Origin of the sequence: Caulobacter sp. 73W, assembly GCF_041021955.1 — a bacterium.
Taxonomy (GTDB): domain Bacteria; phylum Pseudomonadota; class Alphaproteobacteria; order Caulobacterales; family Caulobacteraceae; genus Caulobacter.
In genome coordinates this window covers 2,743,313-2,756,959 of record NZ_CP158375.1, presented here as the reverse complement: position 1 = coordinate 2,756,959, position 13,647 = coordinate 2,743,313, and the positions used below count along the sequence as shown (strand labels likewise).

The window sequence follows — 13,647 nt, the reverse complement described above, 5'->3', positions numbered from 1 at the left end:
TCGGTGCCGATGGCCGAGATCTATGAGCTGGGCCGCCGCCTGGGCGCGGTCGAGCGGGCTAGTCGTCAGACGGCTTCTTACGGCGAAATGTTCTGGCGGCCTTCTCGGCCCTGGGCTTCTCGCCCTTGGCCTTGGCGGCGATCTCCTTCAGCTTGATCGCCTGCATGGCCGACAGGGCCTGGCCCGGCGCGCCCTTTTCGGGATCGCCGAAGGCGCGGCCATAGGTCTTCACCCGGTCGGTCACCGATCCGAGGAATTCGCCTTCCCATTCGGAAAGCTCGACGCCCGCCTTGTCAGCCGTGCGGCGGGCGCGCTTCAAAGCGTTGAGGGCGGCCCGTCTGGCCGCCTCGTACCGGTCTGGAAGCTTGCGCTTCAGAACCCGTCCTTAGAGACCGCCGAGCGCGGACAGGTAGAGGTCGAGAATCGCCTCTTCTTCCTGACGCTTGGCGCGGTCCTGCTTCAGCAGGCGGACGACCTTGCGGAGAATCTTGACGTCGAAGCCGTTGCCCTTGGCCTCGGCGTAGACTTCCTTGATCTGCTCGGCGACCTCGGCCTTCTCGACCTCAAGGCGCTCGATGCGATCGATGATGCTCTTCAGCTGGCCCTGAGCGGTGGAGTTCAGAACGTCAACGGAAGCGGAGTCGTCGGCCATGGAGGGATGCTCTCATAAGTCAGAAGTCGTCGGAAGGCGGCGGACCATAGTCGCCCGGCGGGCCGCTCACAACAGGAGTCCAGACAAACGAAAAGAACCGGCCGTCGCCGGCCGGTTCTCAGTCGAATTCTGCGCTCGGCGCGTCGAAGCGCCGACGGCGGCTTTCTTAGCCTTGCTTGGCCTTGAAGCGCGGATCGGTCTTGTTGATCACGTAGATGCGGCCCTTGCGGCGGACCAGCTTGCAATCGCGGTGACGCGACTTCAGCGACTTCAGCGAGCTACGAACCTTCATGATCTCGACCGTCTTGTTGCTACTTCGGGGAACGCCCCCGGCCAGCGACAAGGCGCTGCCGAGGCTTCCCGGTTAAATCCAGAGGGCGGGCGTATAGGCGGACATTGGGCGGGAGTCAATTGCGGCGGGACTTCGGCGCGCCGCTGTCGTCCTTGTGATTGAAGGATTTCGCGCGAAGCCGCTAGCCTTGTCCGCATGCTTCGTCGTTCGTTCGTCTTTTCCGCAGCCGCCCTCGCCGGGACCGGCGTGTCTCTCACCTCCGCCCGTTCGCAGGGGCGCGCCTTCGAAAGCTCGGGCGATCCGCTGTTCGACGCCTGGCGGAGCGACTTCTTCGACCGCTCGGTCCAGGCCGGCTGGCCGGCGGACCTGCTGCAGACGCAGCTGACGGGCCTGACGCCCGATCCGGGCGTGTCGAGCTCTGACGCCAAGCAGCCGGAATTCTCTCGCCCCGTCAGCGACTACCTGCGCGGCGTGGTCAGCGACGAGCGGGTCTCCATCGGGCGCGGCAAGCTGCAGACCCTGAGTTTCCTGCCGCATGTGGAGCAGCGCTTCGGCGTGCCCAAGGAGATTCTGGTGGCCGTGTGGGCCATGGAATCGGCCTTCGGCAAGATCCAGGGGACCAAGGACGTCCTGCGGTCCCTGGCCACCCTGGCGGCGCAGGGGCGTCGCCGTTCCTGGGCCGAGGGCGAGCTTTACGCCTGCCTGAAGATCATCGCCTCGGGCGAGGTGACGCGAGAGCGCCTGAAGGGCTCGTGGGCCGGCGCCATGGGCCAGACCCAGTTCCTGCCCAGCAACTATCTGAACGTGGCGGTCGACGAGGACGGCGACGGCAAGCGCGACATCTGGAGCTCCGACGCCGACGCCCTGGCCTCGGCCGCCAGCCTGCTGGCCAAGGGCGGCTGGCAGCGCGGCGTGGGCTGGGCCCGCGAGGTGATTCTCCCGGACGATTTCGACTACGGTCAGACGGAAGAAACCCGGATACCCGTGAGACAATGGCTATCGCAGGGCGTGCGCCGGGCCGACGGCCTGGCGTTCAGCAGCGCGGACTCGGCGGCGGACGCCAACCTGCTGCTGCCGGCCGGCGCGGCGGGGCCAGCGTTCCTGGCGCTGCCCAACCACTATGCGATCCGCAAGTACAACAACTCCACCTCCTACGCCCTGGGCATCGGCCTGCTGGCCGACCGCATGGGCGGCGACGGCCCGCTGCGCACCCCGTGGCCGGTGGAGGCGCCGATGTCCCTGGCTGACCGCCAGGCGGCGCAGGTGGCCCTGTCCAACCTGGGCTTCGACCCAGGCGCGCCGGACGGGGTGATCGGGGCCGGCACCCGCAAGGCCCTGCGCGCCTGGCAGAAGACGGCGGGCGTGCCGGCGGACGGCTACCTGTCGGCGGACATGGTGCGCCGGCTGCAGGCGGCGGCGAACTTCGGCGTGGCGGTCCCGCCGCCTCCGCGGTGAGGCTTTGCGTGCTTCGAGACGCGCTACCGCGCTCCTCAGCATGACGAGCTTGGTTTGCTGTTGATTTCGTCATCCTGGGGAGGCCGACAGGCCGTCTCGACGGACGCACAGATCTAAACCCCGCCCTCGTCGCTGCGCTCGAGCATCGACAGGGTGGCCTCGTCGTCGGGGGAGCCCTTGGTCCCCGCCTCACGCAGCACCGCGTTCTTGAGGGCGTAGATCAGCAGGCCGCCCAGAATCGCCGCGTTCAGCAGGAACGGGGCGGGATGCACGGCCTCGTACAGCCAGACGAAGAACGGGGCGAAGATCACGTTCAGGCCGTTGATCGCCCCGATCGCGCCGGCGGCCCGCGCCTGCTCGTGCATCATCACCGACAGGGACGCGCCCGCCGTGAAGCCCGGACGCAGGAAGCCGTAGCCCAGGCTGGCCACGGCGAAGGCGATGACCACCACGCTGTAGGTCGGGGCGAAGGCGGTGGCGAGGTTCGCCCCGCAGGCCAGGGCCACGCCCCAACGCATCAGGTCGCGGGGCGACATGTTGAACATGCGGATCAGCGACCACTGGGCGAGCAGGCCCGCCGCCGCCCCGGCCATCATGGCCACGGCGGTGAAGCCCTGGGCCTGCAGCGGCGAGACGTGGAGCTTGTCGATGATCATGAAGCCCAGGGTCTGGGTCTGCACGGTCTGGCACAGGGCGGCCATGAAGCCGAAGATCAGGAACGGCAGCAGGCGCGGGTCGCGCCACAGCGGCGCCTCGCCCGAGCGGGCGAACAGGCTGAAGGGCTTCTTGTCGCGCTGGGCGACGGGCTTGGGCTCGTCGTTGGGCAGGTACTTCAGGATCGCGATCAGGGCGATGAAGGCCAGGATGGCGAAGCCGTAGAGCGGCCCCGCCAGGGTCACGAAAGGCAGGACGAACAGCGGCGCCAGGGCCGGACCGACGATGGTGCCCAGGCCAAAGGCGCTGGCCAGGCCCGCCATGGCCTGCGTCCTCTCGCCGCGCCCGGTGCGCTCGGCCACATAGGCCTGGATAGCGGGGTTCGAGGCCGAGCCGATCATGCCGAAGATCGCCCGCGCCAGCAGGAACATGACGAAGATGGTCATCACCGGCGCCCAGTGGTTCAGCCCGGCGCTGACCACCATGCCGCACAAGGTCATCGACAGGGTGAAGCCGCCAAGGCCCAGCAAAATCATGGGCTTGCGGCCACGGATATCCGACTGCCGCGCCCAGAACGGCGAGCCGACCGCCCACAAAAGGGCCGAAAGCGAGAAGATCGCCGCCACCATGGGATCGGGAATGCCGATCTCGCGGCCGATTGCGGGAAGAACCGAAAGCAGGCCGGTATTGCCGATCGCGACCACGATCGAGGCCGAGAACAGCAGAGCGAAGATGCGTTTGGGCAGCTTCTGTTCGGTCATGCGAACGGTTGTTAGGCCCGTTCCCCGGGGTCGCGCAATGGCCGCCTGAGGCCCGCTCACCTTGGATTAAGCATTAATCGGCATGTTGAGCGCCTGAAATCCGGCCCAAAGGCGTCCTCCACCCATGTTCCAGATCATCGGCATCGTCCTGCTGTTCGCGCTGGTCTTCGGCAGCTACATCATCTCCGGCGGCAAGATGGACGTGATCATGCACGCCCTGCCCCACGAGATGATGGCCATCGGCGGCGCCGGCGTGGCCGCGTTCCTGATCTCGAACTCGATGACCGTGATCAAGGGTTGCGGCGGCGGCATGGCCAAGGTCTTCGCCGGCCCGAAGTGGAAGCCGGCCGACTATCGCGACCTGCTGAGCCTGCTGTTCCAGCTGACCAAGACGATGAAGTCCAAGGGCGTCATCGCCCTGGAAGCGCACATCGAAAAGCCGGCCGACAGCACCATCTTCTCGCGCTACCCCAAGCTGATGAAGGACCACTTCGCCATCGACTTCATCTGCGACACGCTTCGCATGATGACCATGAACCTGGAGGATCCTCACCAGGTCGAGGACGCGATGGAAAAGCAGCTGGAGAAGCACCACCACGAGGCGCTGGCGCCCTCGCACGCCCTGCAGAACATGGCCGACGCCCTGCCCGCCCTGGGCATCGTGGCCGCCGTGCTGGGGGTCATCAAGACCATGGGCTCGATCACCGAACCGCCGGCCGTCCTGGGCGGCATGATCGGCGGCGCCCTGGTCGGCACCTTCCTCGGCGTGTTCCTGGCCTATGGCCTGGTGGGTCCGTTCGCGGCCCGCATGAAGGACGTGATCGAGGAGGAAGGCGCCTTCTACAAGATCATCCAGTCGGTCCTCGTCGCGCACCTGCACGGCAACGCCGCCCAGATCTCGGTCGAGATCGGCCGCGGCGACATCCCGACCGCCGCCCAGCCGAGCTTCCTGGAGCTGGAAGCCGCCCTGCAGGCCCTGCCGACCGAGGCCTAAGGGCTCTGGTCCAGGCTGGCGCCGCATTAAGAGTCTCTAACTTGCGCGGCCCATCAAACGGGGCAATCGTCGCCTCAAGTCATAACAGACAGGGGCTGACGTCCATGACCACCGAACTGATCCGCAAGCTGGCCGTCGTCGGCGCCGTTGCGGCCGCCCTGGGCCTGTCGGCCTGCGGGAAGAAGGAACATTCCGAGGGCGGCGAGGGCCATTCGGCCACGCAGCAGCCCGCCGGCACCACCACCGAGGAAGCCGCCGCCGCCGCCCGCGCCGCCGCCGAGGACGCCAGCACCGTGGCCGCCCCCTCCGACGCGCCGACCGACGCCCAGGCGCCGGCCGATGCGCCCGCCGCCGCCGAGAAGCCGGCGGAAGACAAGCCCCACGCCGAGGGCGCTCACTAGCCTACAGGTCTTCAATACGCTCCAGGCGCGCGCGTCTGGAGCGCCTCTGGCCTCGCAGCCAGCGCCGCGCATGCGGCTCCAGGCTCGGCCAGGCGATCAGGGCGACGAAGCCCAGCATCACAAGGATCGCAAGAGATAGGTTCACGTCTCAACTCCCGCCCCTAACAGGAATGGCGAGAGGCTAGCATGGTTAAGCACGTGTTCATCATGAAACCGTGACGCCATAGGCGTTTGCGGGCCTCATAGTTTAAAAGTCGGGCGCGAAATGACTGAAACGCTCCCTTCCTCGCCGCTTTCCTGGCGCGACGACGGCCTGCCGGCCTCGCGGCTCTACGGCGACGTCTATTTTTCCAGCGACGACGGCTTGGCCGAAACCGAGGCGGTGTTCATGCAAGGCTGCGGCCTGCCGGAGGGCTGGCGCGGCCGCGACCGCTTCGTGGTGGGAGAGCTGGGCTTCGGCACCGGGCTGAACATCGCCGCCCTGCTGGATCTGTGGCGGCGCGAACGGCCAGCGGACGGCCAGCTGCATTTCTTCTCCATCGAGGCCCATCCGATCACCGCGGAGGAAGCCGCTCGCGCCCTGTCGCGGTGGCCTCGGATCGCTGAGGCGGCCCAGGCGCTGATCGACCGCTGGCCCGGCCAGGCGGCGGGTTTCCATCGCGTGGAGTTGCCCGAATTCAACGCGGTGCTGGACCTGGCCGTCATGGACGCCTCGGCGGCGCTGACGAGCTGGAGCGGCATGGCCGACGCCTGGTTCCTGGACGGCTTCTCCCCCGCCCTCAACCCCGCCATGTGGAGCGACGAGGTCCTGGCCCTGGTGGCGCAACGTTCGGCGGCCGGGGCGCGCGCCGCCACCTTCACCGTCGCGGGGCAGGTTCGGCGCGGCCTGACTGCGGCGGGATTCGCCGTGGAGAAGAAGCCCGGCTATGGCCGCAAGCGCGAACGGCTGGAGGCGTATCTGCCGCCGGCGCCGGTCGCAGAGCCTAGAGCGCGGCCGCATGTGGCGATCATCGGCGGCGGCGTCGCCGGCGCCTGCGCGGCGCGGGCGGTGCGGGCCCTTGGCGGCGCGGCGACCGTGCTGGACCCTCGCGGACTGGGCGGAGCGGCGTCGGGCAATCCGGCGGCCCTGGTGACCCCGCGCCTCGACGCCGGCGACGGCCCGGCGGGGCGGCTGTTCGCCCAGGCCATCCGGCGGGCGACGGCGCTCTATGCGCAGGTGCCGGGCGCGATCATCGCCAAGGGCGTGCTGCAGCTGGAGGCCAAGGAGAAGGACGCCGGCCGGTTCGACCGCATCGCCGCCTCTCCCCTGTTCGAGCCCGGCGCCCTGACGCGGCTGGACGGCGCGGCGACGGCGGACGCACTGGGCGAGGCCGAGGCCCCCGGCGCGCTGCGGATGGAGGACGCCCTGGTGATCCAGCCAGCGACCGCCCTGGCCGCCTGGGCCGGGGACGCGGCGGGCACGCAGGTCGCGGCGCTGGAGCGCGACGGCGACGGCTGGCGGCTGCTGGACGAGACGGGCGCGGAGATCCTGCGCGCCGACGCGGTGATCCTGGCGGCCGGCATGGGGGTGAGCACGTTGCATCCGCAGACGGCGCTGCAACCCGTGCGGGGACAGGCGACATTCACCGACGCGGTTCCCGCCCCCGCCGCGGCGGCGTTCGGCGGGTATGTGATTCCCACGCGGGAGGGCGGCGTGCTGTTCGGCGCCACCCACGACCGCGACGTGACTGACGAGGATCGCCGGACCGAGGACGACGCCCGCAACCTAGCCGCCCTGGCGACCCGCGCGCCACGCCTGGCCGAGCGGCTGACGGGCGCGCCCTTGCAGTCGCGCGCCGCGATCCGGGCGACGACGCCGGACCGCCTGCCGTCTGCGGGAGCGGCGGAGGATGGGCTCTATCTGTTGACAGGCATGGGGTCGCGCGGGTTCTGCGCCGCGCCGCTGCTGGCCGAGCATGTGGCGGCCCTGATCCTGAACGCCCCCTCGCCCTTGCCGCGCGACCTGGCGGCGGCGGTCGATCCTGCCCGCTTCGCCGCGCGCCGCGCCTAAGCCTCTGACGTCACGCGATTTTGTCGCAGGGGCGCCGCACGTAGTTAAGACAATGGGCGCCATCGGCGCCCTATGGTCAGGCTCGATTCGATCACCGCCTTCTGGGGTAAGGCCAATGTCCGCTACACAGCCGCCGATCACCGCCGACACCGTCAGCGCCATCCTGAAGGCCCTGACCGGGGAGATGGCCATCGCCTCCCAGTCCTGCTGCCACCTGGACGACGCCCTGGGCCGCATCCTGGAGGCCACGCCGGTCGAAGGCCGCATGGCCGTGATGCAAGAACTGCACACCGTGGACATGTTGGCCCAGCGGATCACCGCCATGGCCGACTTCACCCACAAACTGTCGCAGTCCCTGGGCCAGGAGAGCGGCCTGGACGTCAACGCCGCCCTGTCGACCATCACCCTGGGCGAAGTGGCCGAGCGCATGCGCGCGTCGATCGAAGCGGACGCGGCCTAGGGCCTTCTGCGCGTCGTAAAGACGACAAAGCCCAAGCTTATCGGGCGCTTCTAAGTTTCCATCGGCGCAAAATCAGCGCTGCGCTGGGTGACGTCAAAATCTGCTCTCCCCTTCAACGGGGACAGTGAATGACGATCTCAACAGCGATTTCCCAGACGGCCAAGCCGGCGCCAATCCGGACGCCGTCCTCTTCGGCCCCGTGCCCGAATGCCTGCGCGCCTCGGTCACCATCTCGGCCGTGAACCAGGGCGCGGCCAGCACCGCCAAGGTTTATATTGCCGTCAGCCAGAACAGCGACCCGTCGAACCCGGGCGCCGACTGGATCAGATACGGCGACGAACTGGCCAGCAACGGCGGCTGCCTGGAGCGCACCTGCAAGTTCCTCAAGCCCGGCGAACATGTCATGGTCCCCTCGAGCGACGGCGGCATCGCCTTCCGCATCGACGGCCTGCAAGAGGACAACGTCTGATGGGGGAGTACTCATGGGGAAACGTCGCCGGCGGCCAGGGTGGTGGCGGAGGTAGCTCGCCTCGCACCGCCGTGGCGGTTCGGATCTTAAACGGCACGACCTTTACCGTACCAACCGGCAAGAGGTTCGTCGGCCATATCGGGGCCGTATCCTCCGGAGGCGCCCTTCAGCTCAATGGCGGCCCGTTTGTCGGAGATGACTCTATGATGCCAGTCGTACGGCCTGGCGGATCGGTGCTCAGCGCCTCATCTGGCGGCCATGCCGTCAGCGGCTACCTCGAGGACGACGTGTAGCCGTCAACTCCGAGCCCGCCCTGACGGACAGCCGACAAATCAAAATCTGTAAGGGAGAATGGTGGACGCGACAGGGATTGAACCTGTGACCCCCTCGATGTCAACGAGGTGCTCTCCCGCTGAGCTACGCGTCCGCCGGAGCAACCAAAAGGCTGCGGGAGGCGGGGGATATAGCCCCCGCCTTTTGCCGTGGCAAGCGTGTTTTAAGCCGCCATCATCCGTTCGACCTCGCCCACGATTTCGCGCAGGTGAATCGGCTTGGACAGGACCTTGGCGCCAGCCGGCGTTCGGTCAGCGGCCGCCAGGGCCACGGCGGCGAAACCGGTGATGAACATGATGCGCATGTCGGGCTGGCGGGCGGCGGCCTGGCGGGCGACCTCGATCCCGTCCATGCCGGGCATGACGATGTCGGTCAGCAGCAGGTCCCAGTTCTCACCGAGGTGGGTGACCGCTTCCTCGCCGTCGGCGCAGGCGGTGACTTCGTAGCCGGCGCGCTCCAGGGCGCGGGCGAGAAAGCCGCGCAGGGAGTTGTCGTCTTCGGCGAGGAGGATCTTGGGCATGGCTATGTGGGCTCGATGAGAGATTCGCAGGCTATTCTAGGCCACGGTCCTTAAATCGCCCATAAAGCCCAGCGGCTATCCACAGGCCCGCGACTCTTTAACCTTAACGGACGCGAACGCACCTTGAGCACGGCCCCGATGACCGCGGATGCGAACGCGCCCTCCGAGGCGCCGTTCAAGGTCCTGCGCGCGGGATCGCCGCCACCGACGCCGCTGGTTTTCGCCTCGCCCCACTCCGGCCGGGTCTATCCCGCCGAGATGATGGCCGCTTCCGCCCTGGGGCCGCACGACATCCGGGTGTCCGAGGACGCCTTCGTGGACGAACTGATCGCCCCGGCCCCGGCCAAGGGCGCGACGGTGATCCAGGCCACATACGCGCGGGCCTATGTGGACCTGAACCGCGAAGCCTGGGAGCTGGACCCGGCGATGTTCGAGGACGAGCTGCCGGAATTCGCCCGCGGCCGGTCGGCCCGGGTGGCGGCGGGGCTGGGCTCCATCGCCCGCGTGGTGGCCGAGGGGCGCGAGATCTATTCGCGCAAGCTGAGCTTCGCCGAGGCCAAGCGGCGGATCGAGACCGCCCACGGCCCGTATCACGACGCCCTGGGACATCTGCTGGCCGAATCGCGGGCGGCTCACGGCGTGGCGGTGCTGATCGACTGGCACTCCATGCCGTCGGCGGCCGCGGCGGCGGGCGAGGTGAAGGGCGCCAAGCCCACCGACATCGTGCTGGGCGACCGCTACGGCTCGTCCTGCGCGCCGGAGCTGACGCGGCTGGCGGAGAAGACCCTGACCGCCCTGGGCTACCGGGTGGCGCGCAACGCGCCCTATGCCGGGGGCTGGACCACCGAGCACTACGGGCGGCCGCACCTGCGGACCCATGCGCTGCAGATCGAGCTGAGCCGCGCGCTCTATATGGACGAGAAGACCCTGACGGCGACAGACGGGCTGAAGCGCCTGCGCCGCGATATCGGCCGGCTGACCGAGGCGGTCGCGGCGGTCGACTGGTCGAAACTGCGCTAATCGCCGCAATTTCGCTATTTCCAGGCCCCAGGCTGGATTCAGACCAAAAAAAAGCGGCGCCAAACGGCGCCGCAGTTCATTAGGGAGGAAACGCCCAGGAAGGGCAGAGGCGACAGCGCCGCCTCACAAGGATGTTTATAGGGTGCGGCGCACAAAGCATCAAGCGCTTTTTTGCACTCGAATGCAGAAAATTCTTCGGACACTTTCGAAAACCCTTACGCACCAATGGTTATATCCGGGACGGCGTTATCCCACCGGATTCGAAGGATTTTGCTGCACCGCAGCATTTGCCCAAATCTAAAGCAAGAAGCGGAAGCGCCTGAAAAATAAGCGCTTTCTGTATGACACCGGTGGCATTGCAATAGACAGCGCTGTCATCGTTATAGGCGCCGCACTGGCGTATCTCCGCGCTTTCAGGTAGAAGCCCGCGCCTTCTCCCCTCTGCGCTCCCTGAAAGTCCGCACTCTTATGTCTATGCGAAACATCGCCATCATCGCGCACGTCGACCATGGCAAGACAACTCTGGTCGACCAGCTGCTTGCCCAATCCGGCGTGTTCCGAGCCAACGAGGCGACGACCGAGCGCGCGATGGACTCCAACGACCAGGAGCGCGAGCGCGGGATCACCATCCTGGCCAAGTGCACCTCGGTCATGTGGAACGGCAAGGCCGGCGAGACCCGCATCAATATCATCGACACCCCCGGCCACGCCGACTTCGGCGGCGAGGTCGAGCGGATCCTGGGCATGGTGGACGGCTGCGTCATCCTGGTGGACGCCGAAGAGGGCGTCATGCCCCAGACCAAGTTCGTGCTGACCAAGGCGCTGAAGATGGGCCTGCGCCCGATCCTCTGCATCAACAAGGTCGACCGCCCGCACGCCGATCCGGATCGGGTTCACCTGGAGACGATCGACCTGTTCGAAGCCATCGGCGCCACGCCGGAGCAGCTGGACTTCCCGCACATCTACGCCTCGGGCCGCAACGGCTGGGCGACGATGGACCTGAACGAGAAGTCCGACACCCTGGCGCCGCTGTTCGACCTGATCGTCGACCACGTTCCGCCGCCGGCCGTGGCCGAGAACAAGGACAAGCCGTTCCGCATCCTGAACGTGCTGATCGAGAGCGATCCGTTCCTGGGCCGCATCCTCACCGGCCGCATCGAGAGCGGCAAGGCCGTCCCCGGCATGGCCATCAAGGCGCTGGACCGCGACGGCAAGCAGATCGAACAGGGCCGCATCACCAAGGTCCTGGCCTTCCGCGGCCTGAAGCGTCAGCCGCTGGACGAGGGCTCGGAAGCCGGCGACATCGTCGCCATCGCGGGCATGTCCAAGGCGACCGTGGCCGACACCCTGTGCGCCCTGGAAGTGATGGAGCCGCTGGACGCCCAGCCGATCGATCCGCCGACCATCTCCATGACCGTGGGCGTCAACGACAGCCCGCTGGCCGGCCGCGAAGGCGACAAGGTCCAAAGCCGCGTCATCCGTGACCGCCTGCTGAAGGAAGCCGAGGCCAACGTCGCCATCCGCGTGAGCGAGACCCCGGGCGCCGACGCCTATGAAGTCGCCGGCCGTGGCGAACTGCAGCTGGGCGTGCTGATCGAGAACATGCGCCGCGAAGGCTTCGAACTGTCGATCTCGCGTCCGCGCGTGGTCTATCAGACGGGCGAGAACGGCGAGCGTCTGGAGCCGATCGAAGACGTGGTCATCGACGTGGACGACGAGTTCACCGGCGTGGTCATCGAGAAGCTGTCCACCCGCAAGGCCGAGCTGAAGGACATGGGTCCGTCGGGCGCCGGCAAGACCCGCATCCAGCTGGCCTGCCCGTCGCGTTCGCTGATCGGCTACCAGGGCGAGTTCCTGACCGACACGCGCGGTTCAGGCGTGCTGAACCGCGTGTTCAGCCACTATGAGCCTTACAAGGGCGCGATCGACGGCCGCCCGAAGGGCGTGCTGGTCTCCAACTCCGACGGCGACACGGCGGCCTACGCCCTGTGGAACCTGGAGGAGCGCGGCGTAATGTTCGTCGGCGCTGGCGAGAAGACCTATCTGGGCATGATCATCGGCGAGAACTCGCGTTCGGACGACCTGGACGTGAACCCTATCAAGGGCAAGCAGCTGACCAACGTCCGCGCCTCGGGCAAGGACGAAGCCGTTCGCCTGACCCCGCCGCGCCGTCCGTCCCTGGAGCAGGCCATCGCCTATATCGAGAGCGACGAGCTGGTCGAGGTGACGCCGAAGTCGATCCGCCTGCGCAAGCAAGTGCTGAACCCGTCCTTCCGCAAGCGTCGCGCCAAGGACGACTAAGAGCAGAGGCCCCGGCGAAAGCCGGGGCCTTTTTCGTTCAAGCCGCCGCCAGTCGGGGCGCGCGGCGTTCCAGCGCCACGCTCCACGCCGCGACCAGCAGGCCGGCGAGCGGGACCAGGGCCGCCACCCAGGTGACCGCGCCCAGGCCGGGACCGTGGTCGATCACCGCCCCGCCCAGCCAGGCGCCGAAGGCGTTGCCGAGATTGAAGGCGCCGATATTGAGGCTGGAGGCCAGGCTCTGGCCCGCGCCGCCCGCCTGCTCCAGCACGCGAAGCTGCAGGGGCGCGACGGTGGCGAAGGCGGCGATGCCGAACAGGCCGGTGAACAGCACCGCCGGGACCTTGGCCTGGAAGGCGAAGGTCAGGGCGACCAGCACCAACGCCAGCAGGGCTAAGGCGCCCATCAGGGCCGGCATCAGCCGCTTGTCCGCCAGACGGCCGCCCAGCAGGTTGCCCACGGCCAGCCCGCCGCCGAACACCAGCAGGATCGGCGAGACGGCGGCCTCCGAGAAGCCGGTGATCCGAGTCAGGATCGGCTGGATGTAGGTGAAGACCGCGAACACGCCGGCGAAGCCCAGCACCGTCATCAGCAGGCCGAGCAGCACCTGCGGCCGGGCCAGGACGGCGAACTCATTCTTCAGCGGCGTGGGCTGGGGCTTTTCCTTGTCGGCGGGCACGAAGACAGCCAGCACGGCGGCGGAGGCCAGGCCGATGGCGGCCACGGCCCAGAAGGTCGAGCGCCAGCCGTATTGCAGACCTAGCCACGCGCCGAACGGCACGCCCATCAGGGTCGCGATGGTCAGGCCGGTGAACATGATCGAGATGGCCGAGGCCTTGCGCTCCGGCGGCACCAGGCTGGTGGCCACCACCGCCCCGACGCCGAAGAAGGTGCCGTGGGCCAGGGAGGTGAGGATCCGCGCGCCCATCAGCAGGCCGTAGGACGGCGCGACGGCGCAGGCGATGTTGCCGAGGGTGAAGATCAGCATCAGGGCGATCAGCACCGCCTTTCGCGGCATGCCCCGGGTGGCGATGGTCAGCAGCGGCGCGCCCAGGAACACCCCGAAGGCGTAGCCGGAGATCAGCAGGCCGGCCTGCGAGATGCTGACGCCGAGGTCGGCGGAGACCTGCAAGAGCAGGCCCATGATGACGAATTCGGTGACCCCGATGCCGAAGGCGCCGGCGGTCAGGGCGAAGAGAGCTATGGGCACGACGGCCTCCTGAAACAGCGAAGTCCGTCGCAGGTGGAGCCTCGGGCGCTTGTGAACTAGACTGCCGATCGGAAAACC

Annotated in this window: 15 protein-coding genes and 1 tRNA gene; 8 read left to right on the top strand and 8 right to left on the bottom strand. The window is 67.9% G+C overall.

The window, feature by feature from the left end:
* Positions 1-58 precede the first annotated feature (58 nt).
* The 3 genes from ABOZ73_RS12935 to ykgO form a co-directional block, all read right to left on the bottom strand.
* Positions 59-376: a hypothetical protein gene (locus tag ABOZ73_RS12935; protein WP_369062543.1), complete on the bottom strand. Its 318-nt coding sequence runs from the start codon at positions 374-376 to the stop codon at positions 59-61.
* Between the two features lie 9 nt (positions 377-385).
* On the bottom strand, positions 386-652 hold the full coding sequence (locus ABOZ73_RS12930) for a DUF2312 domain-containing protein (RefSeq protein WP_269715837.1): 267 nt from the start codon (positions 650-652) through the stop codon (positions 386-388).
* 166 nt (positions 653-818) lie between these two features.
* Positions 819-944 (bottom strand): type B 50S ribosomal protein L36, encoded by a 126-nt coding sequence (gene ykgO, locus ABOZ73_RS12925; RefSeq protein WP_099620601.1) that lies wholly within the window; start codon positions 942-944, stop codon positions 819-821.
* 195 nt (positions 945-1,139) lie between these two features.
* Here ykgO and ABOZ73_RS12920 point away from each other — a divergent pair, with 195 nt between their 5' ends.
* A complete protein-coding gene (locus ABOZ73_RS12920) occupies positions 1,140-2,399 on the top strand; it encodes a lytic murein transglycosylase (protein ID WP_369058544.1) in 1,260 nt (419 codons plus the stop codon).
* A gap of 113 nt (positions 2,400-2,512) precedes the next feature.
* Here ABOZ73_RS12920 and ABOZ73_RS12915 read toward each other — a convergent pair whose 3' ends face one another.
* On the bottom strand, positions 2,513-3,814 hold the full coding sequence (locus ABOZ73_RS12915; protein ID WP_369058543.1) for an MFS transporter: 1,302 nt from the start codon (positions 3,812-3,814) through the stop codon (positions 2,513-2,515).
* Between the two features lie 124 nt (positions 3,815-3,938).
* Here ABOZ73_RS12915 and motA point away from each other — a divergent pair, with 124 nt between their 5' ends.
* Positions 3,939-4,808 carry a flagellar motor stator protein MotA gene (gene motA, locus ABOZ73_RS12910; protein ID WP_369058542.1) on the top strand — a complete coding sequence of 290 codons (870 nt, stop codon included), beginning with the start codon at positions 3,939-3,941 and terminating at the stop codon, positions 4,806-4,808.
* Positions 4,809-4,912: 104 nt separating this feature from the next.
* On the top strand, positions 4,913-5,209 hold the full coding sequence (locus ABOZ73_RS12905) for a hypothetical protein (protein WP_369058541.1): 297 nt from the start codon (positions 4,913-4,915) through the stop codon (positions 5,207-5,209).
* 1 nt (position 5,210) lies between these two features.
* Here the strand turns inward: ABOZ73_RS12905 and ABOZ73_RS12900 are convergent, their stop codons facing one another.
* The gene (locus tag ABOZ73_RS12900) at positions 5,211-5,354 is read right to left on the bottom strand and encodes a hypothetical protein (RefSeq protein ID WP_369058540.1); all 144 of its coding nucleotides are present in this window, start codon (positions 5,352-5,354) and stop codon (positions 5,211-5,213) included.
* Between the two features lie 120 nt (positions 5,355-5,474).
* On the opposite strand from ABOZ73_RS12900, the gene mnmC reads away from it, so the two are divergent.
* The 3 genes from mnmC to ABOZ73_RS12885 all read left to right on the top strand — a co-directional run bounded on the left by mnmC (position 5,475) and on the right by ABOZ73_RS12885 (position 8,188).
* The gene (mnmC, locus tag ABOZ73_RS12895; RefSeq protein WP_369058539.1) at positions 5,475-7,259 is read left to right on the top strand and encodes an FAD-dependent 5-carboxymethylaminomethyl-2-thiouridine(34) oxidoreductase MnmC; all 1,785 of its coding nucleotides are present in this window, start codon (positions 5,475-5,477) and stop codon (positions 7,257-7,259) included.
* 115 nt (positions 7,260-7,374) lie between these two features.
* Positions 7,375-7,719, top strand: coding sequence for a hypothetical protein (locus ABOZ73_RS12890; protein ID WP_369058538.1), 345 nt, complete (start codon positions 7,375-7,377; stop codon positions 7,717-7,719).
* Positions 7,720-7,843: 124 nt separating this feature from the next.
* Positions 7,844-8,188 carry a hypothetical protein gene (locus ABOZ73_RS12885; protein WP_369058537.1) on the top strand — a complete coding sequence of 115 codons (345 nt, stop codon included), beginning with the start codon at positions 7,844-7,846 and terminating at the stop codon, positions 8,186-8,188.
* Between the two features lie 352 nt (positions 8,189-8,540).
* On the opposite strand, the gene ABOZ73_RS12880 is transcribed toward ABOZ73_RS12885, so the two are convergent.
* Both ABOZ73_RS12880 and cpdR read right to left on the bottom strand, forming a co-directional pair.
* A tRNA-Val gene (locus ABOZ73_RS12880) sits at positions 8,541-8,615 on the bottom strand.
* 69 nt (positions 8,616-8,684) lie between these two features.
* Positions 8,685-9,041, bottom strand: a complete 357-nt coding sequence (cpdR, locus tag ABOZ73_RS12875; protein WP_369058536.1) for a cell cycle two-component system response regulator CpdR — start codon at positions 9,039-9,041, stop codon at positions 8,685-8,687.
* Between the two features lie 138 nt (positions 9,042-9,179).
* Here cpdR and ABOZ73_RS12870 point away from each other — a divergent pair, with 138 nt between their 5' ends.
* A complete protein-coding gene (locus ABOZ73_RS12870; protein ID WP_369058535.1) occupies positions 9,180-10,061 on the top strand; it encodes an N-formylglutamate amidohydrolase in 882 nt (293 codons plus the stop codon).
* A 468-nt stretch (positions 10,062-10,529) separates the two neighbouring features.
* The gene (typA, locus tag ABOZ73_RS12865) at positions 10,530-12,362 is read left to right on the top strand and encodes a translational GTPase TypA (protein ID WP_369058534.1); all 1,833 of its coding nucleotides are present in this window, start codon (positions 10,530-10,532) and stop codon (positions 12,360-12,362) included.
* 37 nt (positions 12,363-12,399) lie between these two features.
* Here typA and ABOZ73_RS12860 read toward each other — a convergent pair whose 3' ends face one another.
* Entirely contained in the window at positions 12,400-13,569 is a 1,170-nt protein-coding gene (locus ABOZ73_RS12860; RefSeq protein WP_369058533.1) for an MFS transporter, read from the bottom strand.
* Positions 13,570-13,647: the final 78 nt, after the last annotated feature.

Coding starts and splice junctions, on each gene's coding strand:
- ABOZ73_RS12930 (WP_269715837.1), bottom strand. CDS start 652: ATGGCCGACGACTCCGCTTCCGTTGACGTTCTGAACTCCACCGCTCAG.
- ykgO (WP_099620601.1), bottom strand. CDS start 944: ATGAAGGTTCGTAGCTCGCTGAAGTCGCTGAAGTCGCGTCACCGCGAT.
- ABOZ73_RS12920 (WP_369058544.1), top strand. CDS start 1,140: ATGCTTCGTCGTTCGTTCGTCTTTTCCGCAGCCGCCCTCGCCGGGACC.
- ABOZ73_RS12915 (WP_369058543.1), bottom strand. CDS start 3,814: ATGACCGAACAGAAGCTGCCCAAACGCATCTTCGCTCTGCTGTTCTCG.
- motA (WP_369058542.1), top strand. CDS start 3,939: ATGTTCCAGATCATCGGCATCGTCCTGCTGTTCGCGCTGGTCTTCGGC.
- ABOZ73_RS12905 (WP_369058541.1), top strand. CDS start 4,913: ATGACCACCGAACTGATCCGCAAGCTGGCCGTCGTCGGCGCCGTTGCG.
- mnmC (WP_369058539.1), top strand. CDS start 5,475: ATGACTGAAACGCTCCCTTCCTCGCCGCTTTCCTGGCGCGACGACGGC.
- ABOZ73_RS12890 (WP_369058538.1), top strand. CDS start 7,375: ATGTCCGCTACACAGCCGCCGATCACCGCCGACACCGTCAGCGCCATC.
- cpdR (WP_369058536.1), bottom strand. CDS start 9,041: ATGCCCAAGATCCTCCTCGCCGAAGACGACAACTCCCTGCGCGGCTTT.
- ABOZ73_RS12870 (WP_369058535.1), top strand. CDS start 9,180: ATGACCGCGGATGCGAACGCGCCCTCCGAGGCGCCGTTCAAGGTCCTG.
- typA (WP_369058534.1), top strand. CDS start 10,530: ATGTCTATGCGAAACATCGCCATCATCGCGCACGTCGACCATGGCAAG.